We start from the raw sequence: 25500 nt of genomic DNA on the forward strand, positions 1-25500 counted from the left end.
TCTGAACTGCTACCTTGGTTTTAATCTTTTTCCTTTTCGTATTTTACAAAGTCAAACGAGTACTTATGCCTGTCATCTGCGGTATGATGTATTCTGGAAATCTCCTTCCACTCTGCTCCCATCTTTGGGAAGAATACTTCGCCGTTTTCTATCTCAGCATTTATCTCTGTAAGAAAAATAACATCTGCCCTCTCCATAGCCATTTCATAAATTTGGCCTCCACCTATTACAAATAGCTCTTGCTCGCCCAAGGACTGCGCAAAATCGTACGCCTGATCAATATCATTAAAAACTGTACATCCATCAATCTTATAACCATGCTGGCGAGTCAAAATCAAGTTGGTTCGATTGGGCAGTGGTTTAAATTTTTTAGGCAACGAATCATAATTTTTTCTTCCCATGATTACCACGTGACCTTTCGTAGTCTCCATGAAGTACTTCATATCATCTGGCAAGTGCCATGGCAGGTCATTGTTGATACCGATTACTCGATTTTTAGACATGGCCGCAATCAGTGCTATTTTCATATCAGTCAAATTTATACCCCCTCAATAAATCTTCAGCAGCCATCCTTTTTTTTCCCTCCATTTGAAGTTCACATAGGTCAAGCCATCCATCCTTTGTTTTGATGGATAGTCTGGTTTTGTTGTCGGTGAAATACTCCCCCACCTTTCGAGTCACTTCTGGGAGCAAGTCTGCAGGAGCCACTCGATAGATTTTAAATTTTTTACCAGCTATAGTAGTCCAGGCCACAGGATATGGAGCCAACCCGCGAACAAAATTTCTTATCGCCTCGCTGTCCTGATCCCAATTGATTTGGCAAGTTTCCTTATGGATTTTGGGAGCGGACTGCATCTCTGTAGATTCTTCTTGGGGTATCAGATGTATTTCCCCTTTCTCAATGGCCTGTGTTGTCTTTAGGACGAGTCCAGCGCCTTTATTCATCAATCTCTCATAGACATCGCCGACATTATCCATCTTATGAATGGGTTCTTTTTCCTGCATGATTACATGTCCAGTGTCGATTTCGTGCTTAAGAAAAAAAGTGGTTACACCGGTTTCTGTTTCGCCATTGATGATAGCCCAGTTGATGGGAGCGGCACCTCTATATTGAGGCAACAGCGAACCATGAAGGTTGAAGGTACCCAGCTCGGGCATGCTCCATACCACTTCAGGCAACATACGAAAGGCCACAACGACCTGTAAATCGGCCTTCAATGACCTTAAATCGTTAATAAATTCCTTTGACTTCAGGTTAGTAGGCTGAAGAATATTTAGCCCGACCTGTTCTGCGTATTCTTTCACTGGCGTGCCCTGCATCTTTTTGCCTCTGCCCTTAGGCTTGTCTGGGGCAGTCACCACTCCGACTATCTCATATCCATTTTCATGAAGTATCTGGAGACTTGGAACCGCAAATTCAGGGGTACCCATAAAAACTATCCGCATAAATCGTGTATTGATTGAATGTCCGAAATTACTTGGAATAGGGGAAAATTTCTATGGTAGCTTCAAGAATATTGAAGACTAAATACTATTGTTTCTCTTAATCCTACTACTCAATCCAATTTTTGGATTGAAAATGAACTGAACGATCACATTGACCCAAGATTTATGCACAAATAGATTGTCATAGAAGCTTGGTGCCGTCTCTTTTAATTTAGGTAATCTGGTACCTGGGATATTTGGGAAATCGTGATGTTCGTTGTGATATCCCACATTCAAAGCAAACTTATTAAGGAACCCGTAGTAGCTGTAGGTTTCCTGGCCTTCTTTGAAGACATAGTGCTCCGCAATAAAATGAGCTGCGAGTGGGTGAAGGCTACCGGCAAGGAATATCGATACAAGAAGGTATAGAATAGCTCCGAAACCGAAGAAATACCAATAGACCGCCATGGCAGCAAACTGAAAGATGATATTGTAAATATGCCATTTTTCGAGCTTAATCGGATGTACGAACATAGGTCTGAAGGCATAAAAAAGAATTTGATTAGTAGCCCATAGAATTTTTCCAACGTACCCACGAAATATTTTCGCCTCCGCCTGAGTAGGCAAATCGGTATCATTGTATTCATCCCCCTGCTCCCAATGGTGTTTCAAATGATAAGTCTTAAACGAAATAGCATAGGGTACCACAATTGGAATATTGGCTACGAGTGAAAGCCAGTTATTATAGACCTTCTTTTTGAATGCCAAATCATGACTCAATTCATGGATAGCCAAGAAAATGGTATGACTAACTGAGGCTCCAAAAACATAGGCTATTGGCAGATACCAATACCAAGCCAGCTCAGCAATAAACGGAGCAGAGGCTAATTGAAAAATAACTAGTCCCAGGGTTTTATATTTCAACCCTTTGTCTATACCGTAAAGTTCTTTTACTTCAGGATGCTTGGCTATTATTTCTTTTCGTCTTTTAAAGTGGGGTTCACGTTCGTCAGACCAATAAAATCCTTTTTTCTTTTCCAATGTCCTACCGTTTATTTGTCCCGCAAAGATAAGGGTTGTTTTTACTTCATGAAAATAATGAGCTTAGATATATCGGAACTCTTAATCATGGCACCGGATCGTAGCCACTTGATCCCCAGGGATGGCATTTACTAATTCTCTTTACACCCAGAGATAGACCTTTCCATACTCCATGCTTTTCGATCGCCTCCTTGGTGTATTGAGAGCATGTCGGCGAAAATCTGCATGATGAAGGGAATAGTGGAGAAATGCTGTACTGATAAATCCAGATTGGAAAAAGAAATATTTTTTTTATTAACCCTCTCATTGCTCCTCCTGATGATACAAATCATTTAGTTTGGCCATGTCTTCTTCGGGAATATCCGTTCGATTGAGTGTGGCAAAAAGGTCGCTTCTTGATTGGATGTCATATTTGGAAAGTACATCGTCATCCTTCCACTTTTTTTTCAAATTTCTAGAATAAAGGAAAATGCTCACTTGAAGCCCTGCCGCTATTACCAAAAAAATAATAATTAGAGTCATACCAATTTGTTTGGTATTATATACTGATTTAGTCTACTCCGAGTTCAGGATGTTTGCCGGGAATTCCGATATATCTGCTTCTGACATATGCAATATCTTCTTTCAAATTACCCGTAGGGATAAATTCCTCTACGAACTTAACTTCTTTTTTAGCAAAATTGAAGCTAACTATGACAATTGGGACCTTGGCTGCTATCGCTATTCTGTAAAAGCCAGTCTTCCACTCTCCTACTTTGGATCGCGTTCCCTCTGGTGTGATTGCCAGGCGCATCACTTCGCGCTCATTGAATACCTTAACCACCTGCTCGATTAGATTGCTATTTTTATTACCGCGATCTACGGCGATGCCCCCCATGCCTTTGACTGCCCATGCAACTAGCGAATACTTGAATACTTCTTTTTTGACTAAAAAGGAGGATCGAAGATTCTTGATTGGTCTGACCGCAATACCAATGAAAAAGTCCCAATAGCTAGTATGCGGCGCCACCACAATTACGCATTTTTTGGTCTTTTCTGAGATACTGCCGATGATCTTCCAGCCCAGGATTCTTAGAAATATAAGCTTTGCGAAGAATTTGATCATATGCTATGATAAGGAGGCAACCACTCCCATTTGACCGAACTTATCTATTCTTTGAGATATTCTGTCTTCAGCAGATATTTTATTCAACTCCTTGAGGTTATCAAGCAACACTTTTTTGAGCTCTTTAGCTGCAGCACTTGTATCTACATGTGCTCCACCAAGGGGCTCCTTGATTATTCCATCAACCATGCCGTTGCCTTTCATATCTTTGGCTGTAGGTTTCAGCGCTTCTGCCGCCTGCTCTTTGTAATCCCAACTCCTCCATAGAATGGTAGAGCAGTTCTCAGGCGAGATTACAGAGTACCAAGAATTTTCCATCATGAGCACACGATCACCAATTCCGATTCCAAGTGCACCACCTGATGCCCCTTCTCCAATAATCACACATATCACAGGCACCTTAAGCATAAACATCTCTTTGAGGTTTCTAGCAATGGCCTCACCCTGACCACGCTCCTCTGCCTCTAGTCCTGGGAAAGCACCAGGAGTATCAATCAGACATACGATAGGCTTGTTAAATTTCTCAGCCATCTTCATCAGGCGCAAAGCCTTTCTGTACCCTTCAGGGTTAGCCATTCCAAAATTTCGCTTTTGTCGATCTTTTGTATTACGGCCTTTTTGCTGACCAATGATCATCACGGACTGGCCATTGATCGATCCCAATCCGCCTATCATGGCTTTATCATCCTTAACGGTACGATCTCCATGAATCTCTATGAACTCGTCAGTGATCTCATAGACATAATCAAGAGTATATGGTCGGTCTGGATGACGAGACAGCTGTACGCGCTGCCACCGGGTCAGGTTGTCAAAGGTTTCCTTCTTAAGGGATTTGATTTTTTTCTCAAGCGATTTGACTGCTTCTATTACGTCCACTTCGTTGCTAGACGCAAGCATTTTCATATCGGCCAATTTTTCTTCAAGCTCAGCTATGGGCTTTTCAAATTCTAATAGCATAGATTAATGATGAAATTTGAAATGCAAACCTAAAAATAAATTCCTAATTGACACGAAGCCTGAATCAGTTTATAACTATAAATTCAAGCGGTAGATTTATCTACTAATAATACCAGAGAGAGTTTCTCCTTCTCAAATGCTTCCGGAAGTTCATGACAAAGGCCAGCATGAGGTAAACCAGCACAGGTGATCCGAAAGTTAAAAATGAGGTATAGATAAAGAATATTCTAATACTGGACGTAGGAATACGCAGCTTCTCACCCAGCTTAGTGCAAACCCCAAATGCATATTTCTCAAAAAAATCTTGTACTCCTTTCATAATGATGCAAAATTAACGTAAAACGCTGAATTTATTTGTCTTATATAAGTTTAGGATATATTTATTTTTTCCGTATTATTGCAATTATTCCGAAAATAAGTACAAAAGTTATATCAATTTTAATAAAACAATTATTCAAATGAGAAAATCGAATGTTGTAATAGCCTTTCTTGTAGGCTTAACAATGTTATCAGGCTGTAGTGCCTTGAACAACATGGTGAAGCTTGCTGCAACACAGCAGGTAGACGTAGTACCTAATCCACTTGAACTGCATGGAGACTCTGTAAAGGCCGACATGTCTGTGGTACTACCCGCGAAAATGCTTCCACAAAAATATGTATATAATCTAGCCACCTATTATAAATCTGGTGATAACGATGTAGAAGTAGGAAAAATGGTTTTTGATGCAACTGACTTTCCAGATAGTAAAACAACTACCTCTAGAAAAAGTGACTCTTATAGCTTTGCATACGACCCTGCAATGAGTGAGGGTGTACTTCAAGTACAAGGTACTGCTGTAGATCAGAATGGAAAAACCGCCGAAACTCCAAGATATGATGCCGCTAAGGGGATCATCACTACTTCAAGATTAGTAGAAGATGAATTCTATAGTGCATATGCTTTTCATGGATACAATGATCAGGAAGAACTAGTCCCAACAAATGTGGATTTCTATTTCGATCAAGGTAGTTCTGTTTTGAAAAGCTCTGAGACTAGAAGCGAAAAAGGTAAAGAATTTGCAGCATTCATTGCTGACAAAAATGTTACTAAAACCGTGACTATCACAGGTACTCACTCTCCAGAAGGTACTGAAACTATCAACTCAGGTCTATCTGAAGCAAGAGCGAAAGCAATTGAGAAGTACTACAGAAGCCAAATGAGAAAATACGATTATAAGGATATGGCTGATTCGATCAACTTCATCCTTAAGCCTGTAGTAGAAGATTGGACTGCTTTCAAAGATGCTTTGAACGCATACGAAGGTGCATCTGACGCTCAGAAATCAGAAGTACTAAAAGTTGTAAATGGTGCTGGTCTATTCGAAGACAAAGAAAAAGCTCTTCAGAAACTGGATTCTTACAAGTCCATCTTCAAGGATATCTACCCTGGATTGAGAGCTGCTAAAACTGAAGTACTCACAGTTAAGGAAAAGAAAACAAATGCTGAGATCGCTGTTTTGGCTAAGCAAGTAGCTGAAGGCACTGCAAGTGCTGATACTTTGTCTAGTCAAGAATTGATGTTTGCAGGAACACTTACTCCATCATTGGCTGAAAAAGAAGGAATCTACAAAGCTGCTACTAAGAAAGATGGTAGCTGGGAAGCGCATAACAACTTAGGAGCTGTTTATTTAGAAATGGCCGCTGCTGCTGAAGGAGCTGATAGAAATTCTAATGTTGAATTGGCTATCACTCAATTAGAGATCGCTGCTAACAAAAACCAAGCTGCTGAAGTTCTAGCTAACATGGCTACGGCTTATGCACTGCAAGGAGACAAAGCTCAAGCATACGATGCGGTTGTAGCTGGATTGGCAAAAAGCCCATCAGCAGATCACGCTTCAGGAATGAGCGCTGTTAAAGGTTCATTGGAAATCAAAAGAGGTGAGTACGATGCAGCTTTCGAATCATTGAAAGCAGCAAAAGAGTCTAAGACTGTTGCATTCAACAGAGGATTGGCTCTATTGCTAAACAAAGATTATGAAAATGCTGTAACAGGATTTGGCAATGCTGCTGAGCAAGATGCTGACTTTGCAAAAGCTTATTACGCTTCTGCTGTAGCATCAGCTCGATTGAGAAACGATGCCGACATGCTATCAAGCTTGAAAATGGCTATCGAAAAAGATCCTGAAATGAAAGAAAAAGCTCTTACTGACCTTGAGTTCTCTAACTACGCGGCGCAAGTTGCTGAGGCTCTGAACTAAGAGAATAGAAATCATTTGAATGGAAAGTCTAGTCCTCCTATGGGCTAGACTTTTTTTATTTTAGGCCCCACCTACTTTATGCCGGTTTGATTGCGATATTGCTGGCATTATCATAATTTAGCGGTCTTAAATCGCCATGCGATTGATAGAAAGCGAACTGAACGACGCACCCAAGCTGTATCATTTTAATATTACTTTATGATGCAATCAATATGAATCCAATTCATTGAGATTTCATCAGGAGGAAGAAAACAAATTCAACAGATGAAAGAATTACAATTCAGAGAAGCCCTAAGAGAAGCCATGAACGAAGAAATGCGACGCGATGAGTCTGTATTTCTAATGGGAGAAGAAGTAGCCGAATATAATGGCGCCTACAAAGTCAGTCAGGGTATGCTCGATGAATTCGGTGCGAAAAGAGTGATAGATACACCGATTGCTGAGCTTGGGTTTGCAGGAATTGGTGTTGGTGCAGGCATGAATGGTCTAAGACCAATCATTGAATTTATGACTTTCAACTTTTCGCTGGTTGCGATCGATCAGATCATTAATGGGGCAGCAAAAATGATGTCAATGTCAGGGGGTCAATTCAATATTCCTATTGTATTCAGAGGTCCTACAGGTAATGCTGGCATGCTGAGTTCTCAACATTCTCAAAATTTTGAAAATTGGTTCGCTAATACCCCTGGACTAAAAGTAGTAGTTCCATCCAATCCGGCAGATGCTAAGGGCCTACTAAAATCCTCTATTCGTGACAATGACCCAGTCATTTTCATGGAGTCAGAGTTGATGTATGGAGAGAAAGGAATGGTGCCTGAGGGCGAATACCTTACTCCTATCGGCGTTGCTGAAGTAGTAAAGCAAGGGTCTGACGTGACCATTGTCTCATTCGGTAAATTTATGAAAGTTGCACTCAACTCTGCTGAAGAACTGGCTAAAGAAGGTATCAATGCCGAGGTAATAGATCTAAAAACCGTGAGACCAATTGACTATGATACGATCATAGAATCGGTAAAGAAAACTAATCGTTTGGTTGTGGTAGAGGAAGCGTGGCCTTTGGCTTCCATATCCTCTGAAATCAGTCATTCTGTACAACGTAGAGCCTTTGATTATCTCGATGCTCCGATCCATAGAATCACGAATAGAGACGTACCACTACCATATGCACCTACGCTGATCGAAGAAATCCTTCCTAACGTATCAAGAACAGTAAAGGCCGTAAAAGAAATCATGTACATTCAGAAGTAGTATAAACTACTCCTGCTGCATTAGCTTTTCCAGAATATCGGTAGCTGCATCTGCTATTTTTGTACCAGGACCAAATACTCCTGAGACCCCCGCATCATACAAAAACTGGTAATCTTTGGGTGGAATGACGCCACCCGCTATTACCATGATATCAGCGCGATCCAATCTTTTGAGTTCGGCAATCAAGGCTGGCACAAGTGTTTTGTGCCCTGCGGCTAAGCTAGATGCACCAATAATGTGGACATCGTTTTCTGTAGCCTGCTTAGCCACCTCTTCTGGCGTCTGAAAAAGAGGGCCTATATCAACGTCAAAGCCTAGATCAGCAAAGCTGGTAGCTATTACTTTTGCGCCGCGATCATGACCATCCTGGCCCATTTTCGCAACCATTATTCTTGGTCTACGGCCGTCCAGTTCCTCGAACTTTTTGACCAATTCTAACACCTTCAAAATCTCAGTATTATTTTTTACTTCTTTGGCAAATACACCAGATACAGCAGAAGTTTTTGGTACATGCCGTCCAAAAGCAGTTTCCATTGCTGAAGATATCTCACCTAATGAGGCACGATGCCTGGCAGCATTCACTGATAGATCCAACAAGTTACCCTTACCACTTTTTGCACTTTCGGTGATGGCTTGCAGAGCAGTGGCTACTGCTTCATTGTCTCGTTCGGCTTTTAGTTTCGTCAACCTTTCTATCTGCGACCTTCTAACCGCATCATTATCCACCTCAAGTAGTTCAATGTCAGTTTCTTCTTCTGTCTGGTACTTATTGATACCTACGATTACCTCCTTGCCTGTATCTATTCGTGCTTGTTTTCTTGCAGCAGCCTCTTCAATTTTGAGTTTGGGCATGCCCGTTTCTATGGCTTTCGCCATACCTCCCATTTCTTCAATCTCACTTATGATCTCCCAGGCCTTACGGGCCAATTGATCGGTAAGGTACTCTACATAATAGGAACCAGCCCATGGGTCTACTACTTTGGTAATATCAGTCTCTTCTTGTATGTAGATTTGCGTATTTCGGGCGATTCTTGCAGAGAAGTCTGTTGGTAGGGCAATGGCCTCATCGAGAGCATTCGTGTGCAAGGACTGAGTATGGCCAAAAGCAGCCGCCATCGCTTCGATACAGGTTCGGCCTATATTGTTGTATGGATCCTGAGCGGTAAGGCTCCAACCGGAAGTCTGACTATGAGTCCGCAGCGCCATCGACTTAGGGTTCTTTGGGTTAAAAGTCTTTACGATTTTAGCCCAAAGGATTCTTGCCGCCCTCATTTTAGCTATTTCCATAAAATGATTCATTCCAATGGCCCAGAAAAATGACAATCTTGGCGCTAATATATCTACATCGATACCAGCCTCCACCCCGGTTCGTAGGTATTCCAAGCCGTCTGCTAACGTGAAAGCCAGCTCAAGATCCGCTGTGGCTCCAGCCTCCTGCATATGGTAGCCACTGATACTGATGGAATTGAACTTGGGCATGTGTTCCGAGGTGTACTTGAAAATATCAGAAATGATTCGCATTGATGGTTTAGGCGGATATATAAATGTATTCCTAACCATAAACTCCTTCAGAATATCATTCTGAATAGTACCACTCAGTTGCGACCGATCCACTCCCTGTTCTTCTGCTGCTACAATGTAGAAAGCCATGATAGGCAATACTGCTCCATTCATAGTCATCGAGACGGACATCTGATCAAGAGGAATCTGATCAAAAAGAATTTCCATATCTAAAATGGAATCTACCGCTACACCAGCTTTACCCACATCACCGGAGACGCGCTCGTGATCCGAGTCATATCCTCTGTGAGTGGCGAGATCAAAGGCAATGGATAAGCCCTTTTGCCCTGAGGCTAGATTTCTTCTATAAAAGGCATTTGACTCCTCAGCGGTCGAAAACCCTGCATATTGCCTGATGGTCCAGGGTCTGGAAGCATACATGGCAGAATAAGGTCCTCTTAAAAAAGGTGGGAGTCCCGCACTAAATCCAATATGCTTTGCGTCTTTGATATCTTCTTCATCATACTGTTCGGAAACCGGAATGCCTTCGGCGAACCTATAGGTTTCGTCGTTGTGGCGCTTCTTTCCCTTATTCCATTCTAACTGCTCAAAATCGAGGTTTGAAAAATCAGGTTTGCTCATAACGATAGCAGGTTTTGGGTGATGTCCATTCGGGTCAAAATATCTTTTATCATAGCTAGTCTATTGGACTTCACATTTATCCAGGCGGAAATTCGATCAGACGCCTCGGCGTGCTCTTTGCCGGCAGCCAGCACCTCTGTGTCAGCAGGCAAACTCTCTAGCGCTTTGAATATAACCGCCTCGGAGTAATCATCATCAGCACCACAACAAACTATAATAGCATTCTTGGTTAAATGCTGTCCGTTATACTTATTTACTTTCATACCAGACCAATTAAAGAAATTGGTAGCAAATGTAAATCTGGCGTTCATCATCTTAGCATTCGTACCCACTCCTACGAGGTAGATTTGCGGTCTATCATTCTCTCCTTTATTTTGGACGTAGGTTTCTACCCACATTCGGACATGTTCGAAATCTTCTGCAATGGACGGATATTCGTAACTCAGTTGATCCTTGTCAATTTTTTCGTCTTGATTCCCAAAATCGTTAACTCCTACCATCTTACGGCTGCCAGTAATAATTCTGGCTTTTTGAAATTCAAAATCAGCCATGATTTCTTTCTCGAAGTACTCTTTGGTAATAGCAGCTTCAAATCCTCCTTTCCGTTCTAATTCCTGAAAGCTTTGCCAGGCTTTTTTTGCCAACTGTTGAGTGAGTTGCTCTACATAATATGATCCAGCGGATGGATCTAAAGTCTTTGCAAAGTGCGACTCCTCTTTTAGAAGATTCGAGATATTTCGCGCTATTCTTTCTCCTGATTTTATGTTGTGATGTGGATTAATGGATAAATAATCAACTCCTGCCAATGCGGCTGACATGGATTCAGTAGAGCATCTTAGAAAATTAGTATTGGCATCGATGGCCGATTTTGTAAAAGGCGAGGTCTTCGCATGGATGGGTATGTGTACATCAGTCGCGCCATAAGCTTTGGTGATTTGCGACATCAGCATCCTCATAGCTCTAATCTTGGCTAGCTCGAGAAAGAAGTTGCTTCCGACTGCTGTTGAAATAAACAAACTGTCTAACACTTGCTCGACATCATGTCCCTGATCTAGCAGGCTATTAATATAATATGTGCTCTGTGATAGCAGGTAACTCAGCTCTAATTGCGCAGAGCCTCCCATGCTTTGAATCAATCCGGAATCAAGACAAGTAGTTTTATGTTTTCGAGTCTGACCTTTGACGAAACTACCAAGAAGAAAACTCAACCTGGAAGGGCTTGTTTGGCTAGCTACAGTTGTGAAGTCTCCAAAAAGCAGCACTTCAGATTGTTGGCTTTCACCCAAATTTGCATCTACCCATTTGCAGTATGTCTGATAAGATTCCAGATTAGAAGTTCTGATGGCCAGGGTACAATGCTCTGGAGCAACCTTGTTCAAAATCTTATCCAGACTGGGAATAACACTTTCCTCAAGAATAGCACCATCTGCACCATTCATTAGTGCATCTAATAATTCTGCGTTTGTGTCGTTGGAATCAAAAGTTTGAAGGTATTTCCAAGAGAGGTTTGGTGGGGTTGGAACGGGGCTAATATCTGTAACATCATTTCTATCATAATAGGCAGACAAGTCTAAATTTCTTTCACTCGTCCAGGTAGAAATTCGTTTGGCGATATCCTCGCCGAGATCTTTATTGAGCTTCTCAATCCATTGTAATCGAGAAGGTTTCTCAAACTCGTCGAAAGTATAGTCTTTAATCATATTATTTGGGTAGTATTCGCAATTTAAGGAGTTAGCCACGAACAAGGAAAAAATGGCTACTAATAATTAATAAATGCCGAGAATGCTGTTTAAAGCCACTTTTTGGGTTGCGATCAAAAATTGCACTTTTTGAAGAATATTAAAAAAAAATGAAGCTCTATACAGACCAGAACAATTATCCAAAAAGTCAATACACATTTCATTTTTTTGTTAATTTTTTTTTTATCAAATTTGATATCCGCTAAGAGAGAAATGTTGAAAATAATCAGTTTTTAACCACCAACTAATTCAAACGAATGCACGTAAAAATATGGGATAAGTGTTTAGAATTTATTGGGTCCAAAATCCCAGAACAAAGCTTCAAAACTTGGTTTGAGCCTATTATTCCGATAAAATTTACGCATCCGGTTCTTACAATCCAGGTTCCGTCGCAGTTCTTTTATGAGTGGTTAGAGGACAATTACGTGCAAGTACTTAAAGCAGCGATTCAAGGCGCTATTGGCGAAGAAGGCAAATTAGAGTACTCTGTGATTGTTGACCAGGGAAATTCTCTAAATCAGCCATATACCGTGAATTTGGCGCAAAAAAACGGTATTTCTAAATTTGGACAAATCAAGGGGGATCAAAATCAGCGTTTTGCGAGTCCTTTTGCACTTCAAGCAATCGACGGATGCTATCAAAAATCCAATTTAAACCCTGAAAATACTTTCGAGACTTATATAGAAGGAGATTGTAACCGTCTGGCTCGTTCTGCCGGATATGCCGTGTCAACTAAGCCGGGGGTGACTTCATTTAATCCATTAATGATTTATGGTGGTGTAGGGCTGGGCAAAACACATTTGGTTCAGGCGATAGGAAATAAGATAAAGGAGCAAACTCCAGACAACTTTGTGCTCTATGTAGCTTCTGAAAAATTTGCCAACCAATTTATTGAGGCGTTAAAAAATAACAACCTACAAGATTTTACCAACTACTACCTCAACGTAGATACCTTGATTATTGACGATGTTCAGTTTTTTAAGGATAAGGTAAAGACACAAGAAATATTCTTTCACATTTTCAATCACTTGCATCAAAACGGCAAGCAGATTGTAATGTCAAGTGACAGACCACCTACCGAATTGCAAGGGTTACAAGAAAGACTTGTATCCAGATTCAAATGGGGACTGACTGCTGATTTGCAAAATCCTGATTTTGAAACTCGTCTTGCAATTATTCAAAAGAAGCTTCAGGACGACGGGTTGATTATCGACGACAAGGTGTTGGAATATCTCGCATATAGTGTAGATACTAATATTAGAGAGCTGGAAGGTGTGCTCATATCACTTGTCGCTCACTCCTCACTCAATAAGACAGAGATTGATCTGGAATTAGCTAAGCATACGCTTAAGTCTATTGTGAAAAATATCGAGTCTGAGGTTGGTATTGACTATATCCAAAAAACAGTTTCGGAGTATTTCAATGTATCTTCTGATGACCTAAAGGCCAAGACTCGTAAAAAAGAAATCGTAATTGCCAGGCAGTTGGCGATGTACTTCTCTAAAGATTATACTAATCACTCACTCAAAAGTATTGGTAGTCATTTTGGAGGAAGAGATCACAGCACAGTCATACACGCCTTGCAATCGGTAAACGATATGCTCGATACAGATGCCCGATTTAGGTCCTCCTTTTCAGAGCTAAAGAAAAAATTTAAAATGAAAGCCATATAGGCTTTCATTTAATTTTTATAACTCCTCTATTTTAATTCCCTAGAATAAGAACGGAAAGTAGACTTTTCGTCCTCTGGTCGTGATACCTGAGATTATTACCTTTCCTCTGATGCCTTGCAGAATTTCTTCCAGTTCCTGTGGGGTGGCTATTACACTATGATTGATTTCTGTGATGATAAATCCCTCGGGGATATCTAATTTCCTAAAAAATCCGTTTTCAACCCCAACCACTCTAATACCTGAACTAATGCCCAACAAATCACGCTCAGCCTTGGAAATAGCTTCAAATGATGCCTTCAAAGACTGAGATTGATAAACCATTCGCTTTAGAACTTCAGTGGTCCCTTCTCTATTTGTGAATTCTAAAGTTTTGATCAGGTCTTTACTTCCACGTTTCAAATTGAGCTGAATCAGGTCTCCTGGATATTTATAACCTATCGTTTCTTCTAACTGGGATCTATCTTGTAATGGCTCACCGTTGATAGCAGTAAGAATATCTCCTTTTTCTAAACCAGCTTTGTCGGCCGCCCAGCCTTTTTGAACGTGAGTAATGATCACGCCATTGAGGTCATTGATGTTTAGTTCCTCGGCAGTTTCATTATCCAAATCTGCAAATTCAGCACCGAAGAATGCCTTTTGAACTTCACCGTACTTCACAATATCGTTGAACACTTTCTTAACAATATCGATCGGTACTGCAAATCCATAACCTGCATAAGACCCAGTCATTGATAAAATAGCCGTATTGATTCCTATCAGTTCTCCTTTGCTATTGACCAAGGCACCTCCGCTGTTTCCAGGATTAATGGCTGCATCGGTCTGGATAAACGATTCTATCGGGAATTTATCCTTGAGTATATTAATATTTCTTCCTTTGGCTGACACAATACCCGCTGTGACCGTGGAGGTCAAATTGAATGGGTTTCCAACGGCTAATACCCATTCGCCCACCTGTACATCGGAAGAGTTGCCCAAAGTAATGGCCGGCAGGTTGGGTACATCCACTTTTATCACTGCCAAATCAGTCGATGGATCAGTACCTATAATACGTCCTTTATAGCTCCTTTTTTTGTGTACTACTTCTATCTCGTCAGCGTCTTCTATTACATGATTGTTCGTTACAATATAACCATCACTCGATAGAATGACCCCAGAACCTGTGCTCATGCGTTGAGAGGTGCGTGGCTCAAAAAACCAGTCCATCCAATGGCCAGTCCTGTAGTTAATCACACTCAGATTTTTTATAAACACCACACTATTAGTGGATTGTTCTGAGGCATCTACAAAGTTTTCATTAGGCAGTAAGTTTGCAAAGGAATTACGCTCATTGATCAATTGCGTCCGATTATCCTTTCCCTTTTCATACTCTGTAGACGACAGTTGTGGGGGATGATTCTCCTGCAGATAATCAAAGGTCACCCACACACCCAGGCCGGCTGACAAAAATGCTACTAGTCCGATTTTTAATAATTTAGACATACAAATTCATGCGTTAGTTTCTATGAAGAAAATTACGTAGGATTGATCGAGAAGTTAAAAATGAGCTGTTAAAGATTGTTAAGCTACTTGCTTTTCAAGCCATTCAAAGGCTTCATCTACAGACTTAAAGAACTTGTTGTGAGACGCTTCAGGAATTTTGATAGAGCTTTGAATATCATCTACTGAAAATTTGGCGAATACATCGGTCGGTGATACAGTGGCTGAATATTCGATCCCGACTTTTATCATTTCTTTGGTAAAATCACCTGCAATGTATCGCTGTGAGTCATCATCCAACATTTCAATTCCCCTTGCATCATAGAGGACTTTTTTTGCTCCTTCGAGAATCACGGCATCAATTATCCTTTGTGCCACCGCCTTTATTTCATCGAATGTACAAAACCCAGTCCACCGACTTGTAAGGATCTTATTGATAGGATTCCAGAATACTTGTACATAGGGCTTATTCAAATAAACCTTATAATTTTTGGGAATATCTATTGAAGTATTCATTTTAGATAATGATCAAAACTGTCGCCTACAACAAAAATAAGATCATTTAAAAAATTAATACAATGTTAGGTCAGATTTTATAGCTAAAAATGTTTCCAACCTTGCGCCTGAATTGCCACCGTATTATCGTTTTTGGTAATCATGTTCAATCCATTAGCTTTCTTGTTGACAAATCCTATGGCAGCAATATCCGCATGATTTTTGATTTTCTCGAAGTCCTTTTGACTGATGGTAAATAGAAGCTCATAATCCTCACCTCCATTCAATGCACAGGTCATAGGGTCCATGTTAAACTCCACGGCCATGTCGTAGGTCATTTTAGAAATCGGTAGTTTATCCTCATAGATAGTAATTCCTACATCAGATTGTTTGGCGATATGAAAGAGCTCTGAGGCCAATCCATCAGATATGTCGATCATTGCTGTTGGCACCAATGATAGATCTCTCAATTCGTGTATTACGTCCATTCGTGCGGTTGGTTTGAGCTGCCGCTTGACTATATAGTCATACTTTTCTAATTCTGGCTGCATTTCCGGATTGGCCTTGAACACTGCTTTTTCTCTTTCCAGTACCTGTAGGCCCATGAATGCGCCGCCTAAGTCTCCAGTAACACAGATGATATCGTTTTCCTCAGCATTTTTTCTGTAAACGACCTTATCCTTAGTCACCTCTCCTATTACACCAACTGAAATCACCAGGCCTGACGGAGAAGCTGCAGTATCTCCGCCTACCAAATCGACTGAGAAATCTTCGCAAGCAAAGTGAATGCCTTTGTACAATTCTTCCACTGCCTCTACTGAAAATCGGTTGCTCAGGGCTAAACTTATTGTAATCTGCTTTGGTATGCCATTCATAGCAGCGATGTCTGATACATTGACTGCCACAGCCTTGTATCCCAAATGCTGTAATGGCATATAAGACAAGTCGAAATGCACTCCTTCGAGTAGCATATCGGTAGAGTACAACCGGAGATCGTCGCCATTGCCTATCACGGCAGCGTCATCCCCAATTCCTTTGAGAGTGGAGCTGTTTTTCGTACTAAATTTGGAACTCAATCGGTCGATTAATCCAAATTCTCCTATTTCTCCTATTTCTGTTCTTGAATCTTTTTGTTCCGACATTATTCTTTGATTTCCTGACATAATTCTACTAATACACCGTTGCTTGATTTCGGATGAAGGAAACAGACCAGCTTATTATCTGCTCCTTTTTTTGGTTCTTTATTCAAAAGCTGAAAACCCTCTCCTGCCAGCCTTTTCATTTCGGCATGAATATCATCAACCTCAAATGCCAAATGATGAATGCCTTCTCCTTTCTTGGCAATGAACTTTGCAATCGCACTGTCATCATTTGTAGCTTCCAATAGTTCTACTTTGGACTCTCCAACTTGAAAAAAAGAGGTAGATACATGCTCTGAGTCTACTGTCTCTACCTTGTAACCAGGTTTTCCAAACAACTGCTCGAATAGTTGATTAGAATCCTTTAGGTTTTTGACTGCAATTCCGATGTGTTCTAGTTTCATTTTGGTAGGTAATTATTTAAACCGATTCTAAATAAATCGTTAGATTTGCAAAAAAAGTGAAACTTTTCGTGATCACGAAGAGTTTTCTACTATTATAAATTTGACCGTCGATAAGGTATTCTTAATACCCATAGAAAAATAAATATATGCTGAACGTATCAGAAAAAGCACAGAGCAGAATCGTTGAATTAAAGAAGGCTGAAGGCCATACTGAGAATCACAATTTGCGAGTTTCAGTTAAAGGTGGCGGCTGTTCAGGTCTAATGTATGACCTGTCTTTTGACGATCAGATTTCTGAAAAAGATGACGTTTTCGAAGGTGAGAATGGCGTGAAGGTTATTGTAGACAAGAAAAGCCTTTTCTATCTACTTGATACAACCTTGGACTTTTCGGATGGATTGAATGGCAAGGGCTTTCAATTTGTAAACCCAAATGCCACACGCACATGTGGTTGTGGCGAAAGCTTCGCTGTATAGAATAATCCCCTTACCGGAAACATAAAGCCGTGAAAAACTCACGGCTATTTCTTAATTTCAGGGAAACTATCATTGCCTATCAGGCCGGCAGTCTCAAATCGATTATCATCACTTCTGTTTTCAAGGTTGAGCACTCCTCTTGGACACACAGCAGAGCATACGCCACAGCCAACGCAAGAAGATCTTACGATATTCTCTCCTCGCTGAGCATACCAGCGTACATCTATCCCCATTTCACAATGAGTGGAGCAGTTGCCACATGATATACACTGTCCTCCGTTGGTAGTTATTCTAAATCTGGATTTGAACCTTTGTACTAAACCTAAATAGGCGGCTAGCGGGCATCCAAACCTGCACCACACGCGATTACCCATAAGGGGATAGAAACCTGTGCCTACCACACCTGCAAATCCAGCACCTATCCAGCCACCATATACAGATCTGAGATGATACGAACTTATGCCAAATACCTCACTATTACCTGTCCAGTAGGTGTATAGGACAGCTCCAGTCATGACTATAGCAAACACGAGTACGCTATGAATTGATATTCGCTCAAATTTCCAGGCTTTAAGAGATTTGTCGGACAGTTGTCTAAAAGGATCACCTAAGGTTTCGGCGAGGCCACCGCAGCCGCATACCCATGAGCAGTACCAGCGTTTGCCAAAAAAGTAAACCATAACCGGAACTCCAAGTAATGTCAATCCTATTCCCCAGCCGAGCATAAATAGTCCTATACCTCCATGGTTGATTAGGGTATTTAGCTCATTATCAAAAAAGAAGTCATAGTCTAAAGGCCAGATATTTTTGAAATCGAAGTACGGTTGATTTAGTCTGAGCAATATTTCTGGAATCAGGAAAGCAAGCGAGAGCTGAAAAAACATCACTGAAGCGGTACGCCAGAGTTGATATTTGCTATGACGGTATTTGATCATCATTCTAACACCCATCACTAGTATAGCTAAGGTATAAATAAAGCCATAGAGGAAAAATCGCCCAGCATCAGAGCCTTTTAGCCATTGGCTAACCGGGTCTACCATCAAGATCCAAGTGGTCATGTATTCGGGATAGAAATACAAAATGATGTAAAAAAGAATCAGAAAGCTGCCCAGTAGAATGCCAATCCAGCCTTTGTTTTTGACCTTGCTATGAAAAATCCCATCATTTTTTATTCCAGCGGGCCCCAACAGTTTTATGTTTGGAAAAATATATATCAACGCTCCAAAAATGATAAGTGCATAAATCGCAAGCATTACCTGTAAGGGACTCGATGAGACCAGTCCGACAGATGACGCCTTTGTCAAACCATACTTCAGATCTTTTATTTCATATTCATTGAATCCTTTCTCGTTGAGTACGCCATAGCTGGCTATGTTGGTCTGCACGATTTGCAGGGCGTCTCGGAGCTCTTGCTCTGACCCAAAGGTCTTCCCTTCCAACCAGCCTCCATAGGAGGTGAATGCTTCCCATTGGAAAGCGGTCAGCGCATCGGACTCACCAAACTCGGCTTTGGCTTTGTCCATCGAGAATTCGGTCCCGGACAATGATTTGACCATCCGCTCTAATCGATCATCGCTGAGCCCAAATCGCTCCAGCTGATAATTATTAATATCAGCAAAAAGTTGATCCAAAAGACTGTTGAAGGCAAAAGCATTTGAAAGCTCAGTATTCAAATGCTTTTCACCAAAGCTTTTGATCAACCCAGCTTTGGCCGAATCATCTACCATCCTATCTATTGAGGATTGGGTCAGAACATATTTTTCAGAGGCAAAGCTCATTACGAATAAACCGAACCCGATCAGAAAGAGGATAAGTCCTATATTTTGGATGATTTTAATTCTCATGAAAATATTCTTTTAAGAAGTGAAGGTTTTTGGTTTTCAATTGCCAGATGTTCGAATTTCTGATTAAAAATCTCCCGAATGGCATATTCATATTTGTTGAAAAACTCGGGATCAAAATTGGCTCTTTCCAATTGCGCCATTACCACTTCTATTTTCTCCCCATTCCGGATCCATTCGTCCCAGACCTCGTGACGCATCCGAATGCCCAAAACGTTCAACCCAAGTACAGATCGGTCAGAGGCATCAAATACCACGCGAAAGCTTATTTTGCCGTCATCGGTCTGCCAGAAGAATTGATCATGTCCTTCGGCGAGAGTTGGTGTAACGGTACCATAGGTCTGATATTCGATATTGAAGAATTTTGCTGAATTGAACCATATACCGGGTTTGTAGGCTGTAGGATTACCAAGTATAGTTTGTGCTACCACCTCTCCCATCATTCTACCTGTATACCATACCTGCTCTACAGGCCTTCTTCCAGGTGAAGGGACATTGTGCTCAGCGCAGTCACCGATGGCATAGACGTCCGCAATATTGGTTTCAAGAAATTCGTTTACCACAATACCTCTTTTGATCTCTAGACCACTGGCGGCAAGCCATTTTACGTTTGGAGACACTCCGACTGTCAATCCTACAAATTGACACTCTATTTGTTCATCTTGGTTGGTCACAACCCCAACTACTGCGCCATCCTCACCAATCTTAATCTCCTTCAGCTCAGTGGTCAATCTCAGGTCTATGTGGTGATCTCTGATTTCCTGATTGATCATTTGTGCTTCTTCGAGAGGCATCACAACATCCCAAAAGTTTTCTTCTCTGACCAACAGAGTCACATCGATTTGCCTGGAATGTAGCATTTCTGCGAGTTCTATACCTATTAGACCACCACCAACAATGACTGCTCGATTCATTTTTGAGGAGTATTCCTCGATGTACTCCAGGTCCTGCTTATGATAGAGGCTACTGACGCCTTTGGCCTCTTGCCCGGGCCATCCAAACTTATTGGAAACTGAGCCAGTTGCTAGTACCAGCACGTCATATGTAATATCTTCAACCCCATCAAGTTTGAGTCGCTTTTCTTTAGTGTCTACCTCTTGCACCCATGCTTTGACCAAGTCTATTTCATTTTTCTTCCAAAACCAGTCTTCGTAAGGTTTGGTATTTTCAAATTTCATATGCCCCATGTAGACATACATCAATGCTGTACGAGAGTAGAAATAATCCGATTCTCCTGATATCACCGTTATGCGGCATTTACTGTGCTTTCTTAGATGTCTTGCTGCAGTGATACCGGAAATTCCATTTCCAATTATTACAACGTGTTTGTTGTCTGGCATAGATTGTAAAGGTCAATTATAAGAGGTAAATAAAAATAATGAGGATATAGTTCCGCACAACTAGGTAATTCCCCTAATATTAAAGAATACCCGTAATTTTTACTTTTTTTGACACAATACTTTCTTGTCTAGTTGCGGCTTACTATCTTTGTATTGTTATAAAAATATTTCGAATCGCTATATCTTTTTGGCACGATAATCGTTATATTGAGATAAGCATTCAATTACAACATTTAAGGTTGTTGAGGTAAGTTTAGGTTAGGTTGGTTTAGGGGTTGCACGTCAAAAGGCAGCCCCTTCCTTTTTTTACCCCTTTAAGATATTGCAACGAGAGGAGTTTTCAATCAACCAAATTCAGATCATATCATAGAAGTCGCTGCTGCAATATCACCCTCATACTTATTACAAGGCACTCCAAACTTTTCAAGAAAATCTATCCCTTCATCAGATTTGAGTCCTTTGTATTCTGCATAAGATTTAAGGTATACGATCTCTGAGATTCCCATAGAAAAAATAATTCTTGCGCAGGATAAGCAGGGAGAAAGTGTCACATATAATTTGGACCCTTCTACAGAGGCGTTATTTTTTACGGCATAGAGTATAGCATTTTGCTCGGCATGTATTGCCAGCGTGCAGCTTCCTTTTGAATCTCTATCGCAGCCTTTTTCTGGAAACTCTTCGTCACAATTGTGAGTGTGTGCAGGCGGACCATTGTACCCAATAGAAATTATGCGAGTGTCTTTGACCAGCACGGCACCGACATGTCGTTTTATACAGTGAGAACGCTTGGCGAGATTGACTGCCAATTCCATATAGATGTCGTCGAATTCTGGTTTGTCCATAAGAGCTGTTTTTTTCCTTTTGCAATTTACCAATTAGGATTATTTCATGGCCATAAATCTGCGCTTTAATATGAGTCCGTATCCGGGAAGCAAAATTTTAATCATACAAATTCAAGCTAACTAAATCGTTCGTACCGCTAATACAATTACTAATCTCGCCTTCGATAGCCAAAACCGCAACGAGCAGATTCTACCCTGGCACCACTTTTCTATGCAATTCTAGGTTTTCGATAGTTGTTTCGAAATTTGTTTCATTTTATACTTAAAGCAAACCATGTTAAGCAATTGATTTATAATAATATAAACATGACACATAGATTTTATCTATCAGCAATATGTACTCCCTTAAAACTTTTCATTTCTTCTAAATAGTAGCAAACAAATGAGTAATTCTTTTTATTTTGGAGCTTTGAAATTACCCATAAATAAAGACGTCAATATGTCATCAGACAAAATCAAGCTTCCACTGGATCTCTCCTACTTATATGAAATAAGTGACCATGATCGAGAATTCATTTATGAAATGATCATGACGATAGTGAAGAATACGCCTGAGATGATAGATGAAATTGAAAAGGAAGGAAAGGCTGAAAACTGGTATGCTGTTGGGCGTCTAATGCACAAGCTAAAGCCGTCTCTTCTACTATTAAATATTGAGAACCTTTCTGCTCATATTAGGGAACTGGAGAGCAATGCTAAGGCGCCAAAAAACATCGAATTGATCCCTGGTCAAATCGCAGAATTGCGTGCGTTCTGCGATTTGATTTTGGATGAATTGAACAAACTGATCGAGTCGGATCAGTTCTAGATTATTCCCATTCAATAGTGGCTGGTGGTTTAGAGCTAATGTCATAGACCACGCGGTTGACCCCTTTTACTTTATTGATAATTTCATTGGAAATATCCGCCAGAAATTCATAGGGCAAATGACACCAATCGGCGGTCATTCCATCCACACTGGACACCGCTCTGAGGGCGACCACTCGTTCGTAAGTTCGCTCATCACCCATGACTCCCACAGACTGAATAGGCAGCAGCATAGCACCAGCTTGCCAGACGTCGTCGTACAATCCTCTATCCTTGAGACCATTGATGAAAATGTGATCTACCTCTTGCAGAATTTCGACTTTCTCTGCTGTAATATCTCCGAGGATTCTGATACCCAATCCGGGTCCTGGAAATGGATGACGGCCTAAAATTTTCTCATCAATGTCTAATGCTCTACCGACTCTCCTTACTTCATCTTTGAACAAGGTGTTGAGTGGTTCCACTACTTTGAGATTCATCTTGGCTGGCAGGCCTCCTACATTGTGATGTGATTTGATAGTCACCGAAGGACCATTGACTGATACTGACTCTATTACATCAGGATAAATTGTTCCCTGGCCAAGCCATTTTACATTCTTAATTTTTTTAGCCTCTTTGTCAAAGGTTTCTATAAATACCCGGCCAATAGCTTTTCTCTTCTCTTCAGGATCTGTAAGTCCCTCTAGTGCTTTGTAAAACTCTTTAGCGGCATCTACTCCTTTTACATTGAGTCCCATGCCTTCGTATGATTTTAGGACATCAGTATATTCATCTTTTCTAAGCAGGCCATTGTCCACGAAGATGCAATGGAGATTTTTTCCTATGGCATGATGGATAAGCATAGCTGCAACGGAAGAATCTACTCCACCTGACAATCCTAGTACTACCTGGTCATCTCCCAGTTGGTCTTTTAGACTCGATACTGTGGCATCGACAAAAATATCCGGAGTCCAATCCTGGCTACACTTACAGATATGAACCACGAAATTTCTAAGGATAGTTTTACCTTCGGTAGAATGGGTGACTTCTGGATGAAACTGGATACACCAAACCGGGTGAGTCTTGCTATGGAAGGCGGCTACTTCAACTTGCGGGGTGCTTGCTATTACCTCGAAATTGTCCGGGATACTCTTGATCGTGTCGCTATGAGACATCCACACCTGTGAATCTATGTTGACTTCTTTGAGCAATTCGTTCGTGGTATCAACCTTAGAAAGGTTTGCTCTGCCGTACTCACGAATTTTAGATGGCATAATATCACCACCAGATTTTTGTGCGATTAGCTGCGCCCCGTAGCATACTCCAAGTATTGGCACTTCGCCTATTAGGGCCCCCAGATTGATATCGGGATGGTCTTCCTGACGAACCGAGCACGGGCTACCCGAAAGGATCAATCCTTTCACGTTGTCATCAATTTCCGGAATTTTGCTAAAAGGGTGAATTTCACAATAAACATTTAGTTCTCTCACGCGTCGAGCGATCAGCTGTGTATACTGAGAACCAAAATCAAGGATGATAATCTTTTCTGCCATGCGCAAAATTAACACAGCCTAACAGACCTGCAAGTCCTCAGAGCAATTAAGTTTTTGATTTATTTTAAGAATAGAAATGAGAGCTATCAGCCACCTCTAAAAACGCTCAATCGCGTATTTTATATATAGATTGAGCGCAGGGATTGTGCGATCAAAGGATCGACCATATCCAGGTATGGTGTAAACATCCAGTGGTTGTTGTTCATCATATTTGTCCATGATACGAAGTCTAACATGAAAGCCTGCGTACAAACCTTTCCACAATCGTGTTTCCGAACTCACAACCACCTCGTACCACTGAGCAGAGAGTCCATCACGGCTAAACGGCTCTTCCAGGTCATTATAAATACCTGAGCTGCTTGTGATATCAATAACTCCTCGATCAGAAAACGACGCTCGTGCATATCTTAGAGAAAAGTAAATGTTGTTTTTGGCGGACATGTCTATTTTGTAACCAAGGCCAAATCGGAAGTAGTTGCCGTCTGAAGTATAGTTGGTGTTTTGATAGGCTCCATTAGATGTCAGCGTGGCCAAACCAAATTCGCTTACAAAGATGATCCTATTTTTGAATTCAAGCTGACCTCCCAATTCAAATTTGGATTCACTATCCAGAAATTGCCCCGCTAACTTGCCATAGTCTACTCCAATTGCAAATGCTGACAAGATAGGTTTTGACTCGACGTCTAATTGAAGTGAGTCCTGAGATCTGGCTGAGAATACAGGCAATAAAATTAGAAGAAATATAAACTTAGAATTCAACATAAATAGTCGTTTCTGTATCATCACAATCACTACAGGACAAGGATACATTATCGAAGTTTGTATCCTCAATTTCGAAGTCTGATGTTCTAATGATTACTTTATTTTTTTCGTCAGCTAGCGTTGATAACTCATATCGTACAACCAAACGATACACCTCATTGCCAAGTGCAATATTTACATCTACATCATTTGATTGCATATCCAATGGTAAATTCCACGAAACGCTGCTGTCTTCGTACATCACGCTCTGCCCATTTTTATTGTTTTCTATTGAAGTGACCAATACCTCGCCTGAATTTATCACCGTGGATACTGATGTCCATTCACTTTGCCGGACACTAATTGTAGAATCCTCTGATTCTTTCTCATCAATATAGACATTCAAGGTATCTAAATCATGGATTACCTGATCCCTTTCTTCGGTTAGATCACTGCCGTCGGCTATCAGGTCAGTGAGTGTAATCAGGCTATCAGCAAGATCATTTGCACTTTCTTCAAGACTTGAAATGAGTTCATCAAACTCTTCCAGCTCTGTATCAAGCGAATCGATGATCACGCTTACCTGATCCAGGCTATCTTTATTCAAAAAGAAAATACCAACTGAAGGGTCCCTTGCCACAGGTTCTTGCTCTTCTTCACAAGCCCAAAGGGTTGCCATGGCCACCAGACATCCAGCCACGAGTACAAGTGATTTTCTATTCAACCAAAAAAATGTCTTAGTCATATTGCAAACTTAGTTCATATGAAAGATTTTTTTTAGCATTCTAGCTTTGGTTATTCAATCCGATGTAAATTCATAATTGTTCACATTTTGTACAC

25 protein-coding genes are annotated in these 25500 nt (G+C 40.9%); 5 read left to right on the forward strand and 20 right to left on the reverse strand.

What is annotated here, in order from left to right; genetic code table 11:
• Positions 1-20 precede the first annotated feature (20 nt).
• From ABJF11_RS18170 to ABJF11_RS18205, 8 genes are all read right to left on the reverse strand, one after another.
• Positions 21-527: a dihydrofolate reductase gene (locus ABJF11_RS18170; RefSeq protein WP_348121572.1), complete on the reverse strand. Its 507-nt coding sequence runs from the start codon at positions 525-527 to the stop codon at positions 21-23.
• A gap of 1 nt (position 528) precedes the next feature.
• Entirely contained in the window at positions 529-1446 is a 918-nt protein-coding gene (fmt, locus tag ABJF11_RS18175) for a methionyl-tRNA formyltransferase (protein WP_348121573.1), read from the reverse strand.
• A gap of 78 nt (positions 1447-1524) precedes the next feature.
• Positions 1525-2466: a fatty acid desaturase gene (locus tag ABJF11_RS18180; protein WP_348121574.1), complete on the reverse strand. Its 942-nt coding sequence runs from the start codon at positions 2464-2466 to the stop codon at positions 1525-1527.
• Between the two features lie 85 nt (positions 2467-2551).
• Positions 2552-2773 (reverse strand): membrane protein insertion efficiency factor YidD, encoded by a 222-nt coding sequence (gene yidD / locus ABJF11_RS18185; RefSeq protein ID WP_348121575.1) that lies wholly within the window; start codon positions 2771-2773, stop codon positions 2552-2554.
• Positions 2770-2988, reverse strand: coding sequence for a hypothetical protein (locus ABJF11_RS18190; protein WP_348121576.1), 219 nt, complete (start codon positions 2986-2988; stop codon positions 2770-2772). The genes yidD and ABJF11_RS18190 overlap by 4 nt, the downstream gene beginning before the upstream one ends.
• Positions 2989-3016: 28 nt before the next feature.
• Complete coding sequence (locus ABJF11_RS18195; RefSeq protein WP_348121578.1) at positions 3017-3571, reverse strand: 1-acyl-sn-glycerol-3-phosphate acyltransferase; 555 nt, start codon at positions 3569-3571, stop codon at positions 3017-3019.
• Positions 3572-3574: 3 nt separating this feature from the next.
• A complete protein-coding gene (locus ABJF11_RS18200; RefSeq protein ID WP_348121579.1) occupies positions 3575-4528 on the reverse strand; it encodes an acetyl-CoA carboxylase carboxyltransferase subunit alpha in 954 nt (317 codons plus the stop codon).
• Between the two features lie 103 nt (positions 4529-4631).
• Positions 4632-4847, reverse strand: coding sequence for a PspC domain-containing protein (locus tag ABJF11_RS18205; RefSeq protein ID WP_348121581.1), 216 nt, complete (start codon positions 4845-4847; stop codon positions 4632-4634).
• Between the two features lie 139 nt (positions 4848-4986).
• On the opposite strand from ABJF11_RS18205, the gene ABJF11_RS18210 reads away from it, so the two are divergent.
• Together ABJF11_RS18210 and ABJF11_RS18215 are read left to right on the forward strand one after the other, a co-directional pair.
• Positions 4987-6765 carry an OmpA family protein gene (locus tag ABJF11_RS18210; RefSeq protein WP_348121582.1) on the forward strand — a complete coding sequence of 593 codons (1779 nt, stop codon included), beginning with the start codon at positions 4987-4989 and terminating at the stop codon, positions 6763-6765.
• A gap of 255 nt (positions 6766-7020) precedes the next feature.
• Complete coding sequence (locus ABJF11_RS18215; RefSeq protein WP_348121993.1) at positions 7021-8013, forward strand: pyruvate dehydrogenase complex E1 component subunit beta; 993 nt, start codon at positions 7021-7023, stop codon at positions 8011-8013.
• 6 nt (positions 8014-8019) lie between these two features.
• On the opposite strand, the gene scpA is transcribed toward ABJF11_RS18215, so the two are convergent.
• Both scpA and ABJF11_RS18225 read right to left on the reverse strand, forming a co-directional pair.
• On the reverse strand, positions 8020-10155 hold the full coding sequence (scpA, locus tag ABJF11_RS18220) for a methylmalonyl-CoA mutase (RefSeq protein ID WP_348121584.1): 2136 nt from the start codon (positions 10153-10155) through the stop codon (positions 8020-8022).
• Entirely contained in the window at positions 10152-11855 is a 1704-nt protein-coding gene (locus tag ABJF11_RS18225; RefSeq protein ID WP_348121585.1) for a methylmalonyl-CoA mutase family protein, read from the reverse strand. Before ABJF11_RS18225 ends, scpA begins: the two co-directional genes overlap by 4 nt.
• A gap of 296 nt (positions 11856-12151) precedes the next feature.
• Here ABJF11_RS18225 and dnaA point away from each other — a divergent pair, with 296 nt between their 5' ends.
• Entirely contained in the window at positions 12152-13567 is a 1416-nt protein-coding gene (gene dnaA, locus ABJF11_RS18230; protein WP_348121587.1) for a chromosomal replication initiator protein DnaA, read from the forward strand.
• Between the two features lie 39 nt (positions 13568-13606).
• On the opposite strand, the gene ABJF11_RS18235 is transcribed toward dnaA, so the two are convergent.
• From ABJF11_RS18235 to mce, 4 genes are all read right to left on the reverse strand, one after another.
• Positions 13607-15046, reverse strand: a complete 1440-nt coding sequence (locus ABJF11_RS18235) for a trypsin-like peptidase domain-containing protein (protein ID WP_348121589.1) — start codon at positions 15044-15046, stop codon at positions 13607-13609.
• A gap of 78 nt (positions 15047-15124) precedes the next feature.
• Entirely contained in the window at positions 15125-15559 is a 435-nt protein-coding gene (locus tag ABJF11_RS18240) for a hypothetical protein (protein ID WP_348121590.1), read from the reverse strand.
• Positions 15560-15642: 83 nt separating this feature from the next.
• Positions 15643-16680 carry a thiamine-phosphate kinase gene (thiL, locus tag ABJF11_RS18245; protein WP_348121592.1) on the reverse strand — a complete coding sequence of 346 codons (1038 nt, stop codon included), beginning with the start codon at positions 16678-16680 and terminating at the stop codon, positions 15643-15645.
• On the reverse strand, positions 16680-17081 hold the full coding sequence (gene mce / locus ABJF11_RS18250; protein ID WP_348121593.1) for a methylmalonyl-CoA epimerase: 402 nt from the start codon (positions 17079-17081) through the stop codon (positions 16680-16682). Before mce ends, thiL begins: the two co-directional genes overlap by 1 nt.
• 146 nt (positions 17082-17227) lie before the next feature.
• Here mce and ABJF11_RS18255 point away from each other — a divergent pair, with 146 nt between their 5' ends.
• Positions 17228-17557, forward strand: a complete 330-nt coding sequence (locus ABJF11_RS18255) for an iron-sulfur cluster assembly accessory protein (protein ID WP_348121594.1) — start codon at positions 17228-17230, stop codon at positions 17555-17557.
• A gap of 44 nt (positions 17558-17601) precedes the next feature.
• Here the strand turns inward: ABJF11_RS18255 and ABJF11_RS18260 are convergent, their stop codons facing one another.
• The 3 genes from ABJF11_RS18260 to ABJF11_RS18270 all read right to left on the reverse strand — a co-directional run bounded on the left by ABJF11_RS18260 (position 17602) and on the right by ABJF11_RS18270 (position 21580).
• On the reverse strand, positions 17602-19401 hold the full coding sequence (locus ABJF11_RS18260) for a 4Fe-4S dicluster domain-containing protein (RefSeq protein WP_348121595.1): 1800 nt from the start codon (positions 19399-19401) through the stop codon (positions 17602-17604).
• Positions 19398-20738 carry an FAD/NAD(P)-binding oxidoreductase gene (locus ABJF11_RS18265; protein WP_348121596.1) on the reverse strand — a complete coding sequence of 447 codons (1341 nt, stop codon included), beginning with the start codon at positions 20736-20738 and terminating at the stop codon, positions 19398-19400. The genes ABJF11_RS18260 and ABJF11_RS18265 overlap by 4 nt, the downstream gene beginning before the upstream one ends.
• A 359-nt stretch (positions 20739-21097) precedes the next feature.
• Positions 21098-21580, reverse strand: coding sequence for a dCMP deaminase family protein (locus ABJF11_RS18270; protein WP_348121597.1), 483 nt, complete (start codon positions 21578-21580; stop codon positions 21098-21100).
• Positions 21581-21962: 382 nt separating this feature from the next.
• Between ABJF11_RS18270 and ABJF11_RS18275 the strand changes: the two genes are divergently transcribed.
• On the forward strand, positions 21963-22388 hold the full coding sequence (locus tag ABJF11_RS18275; RefSeq protein WP_348121598.1) for a hypothetical protein: 426 nt from the start codon (positions 21963-21965) through the stop codon (positions 22386-22388).
• A gap of 1 nt (position 22389) precedes the next feature.
• On the opposite strand, the gene guaA is transcribed toward ABJF11_RS18275, so the two are convergent.
• The 3 genes from guaA to ABJF11_RS18290 form a co-directional block, all read right to left on the reverse strand.
• The gene (gene guaA / locus ABJF11_RS18280) at positions 22390-23919 is read right to left on the reverse strand and encodes a glutamine-hydrolyzing GMP synthase (protein ID WP_348121599.1); all 1530 of its coding nucleotides are present in this window, start codon (positions 23917-23919) and stop codon (positions 22390-22392) included.
• Between the two features lie 96 nt (positions 23920-24015).
• Positions 24016-24681, reverse strand: a complete 666-nt coding sequence (locus tag ABJF11_RS18285; protein WP_348121600.1) for a DUF6048 family protein — start codon at positions 24679-24681, stop codon at positions 24016-24018.
• On the reverse strand, positions 24668-25405 hold the full coding sequence (locus tag ABJF11_RS18290; protein WP_348121601.1) for a hypothetical protein: 738 nt from the start codon (positions 25403-25405) through the stop codon (positions 24668-24670). The genes ABJF11_RS18285 and ABJF11_RS18290 overlap by 14 nt, the downstream gene beginning before the upstream one ends.
• Between the last annotated feature and the right edge of the window lie 95 nt (positions 25406-25500).

This window comes from Reichenbachiella sp., assembly GCF_039941815.1.
In the GTDB taxonomy this organism is placed as follows: Bacteria; Bacteroidota; Bacteroidia; order Cytophagales; family Cyclobacteriaceae; genus Reichenbachiella.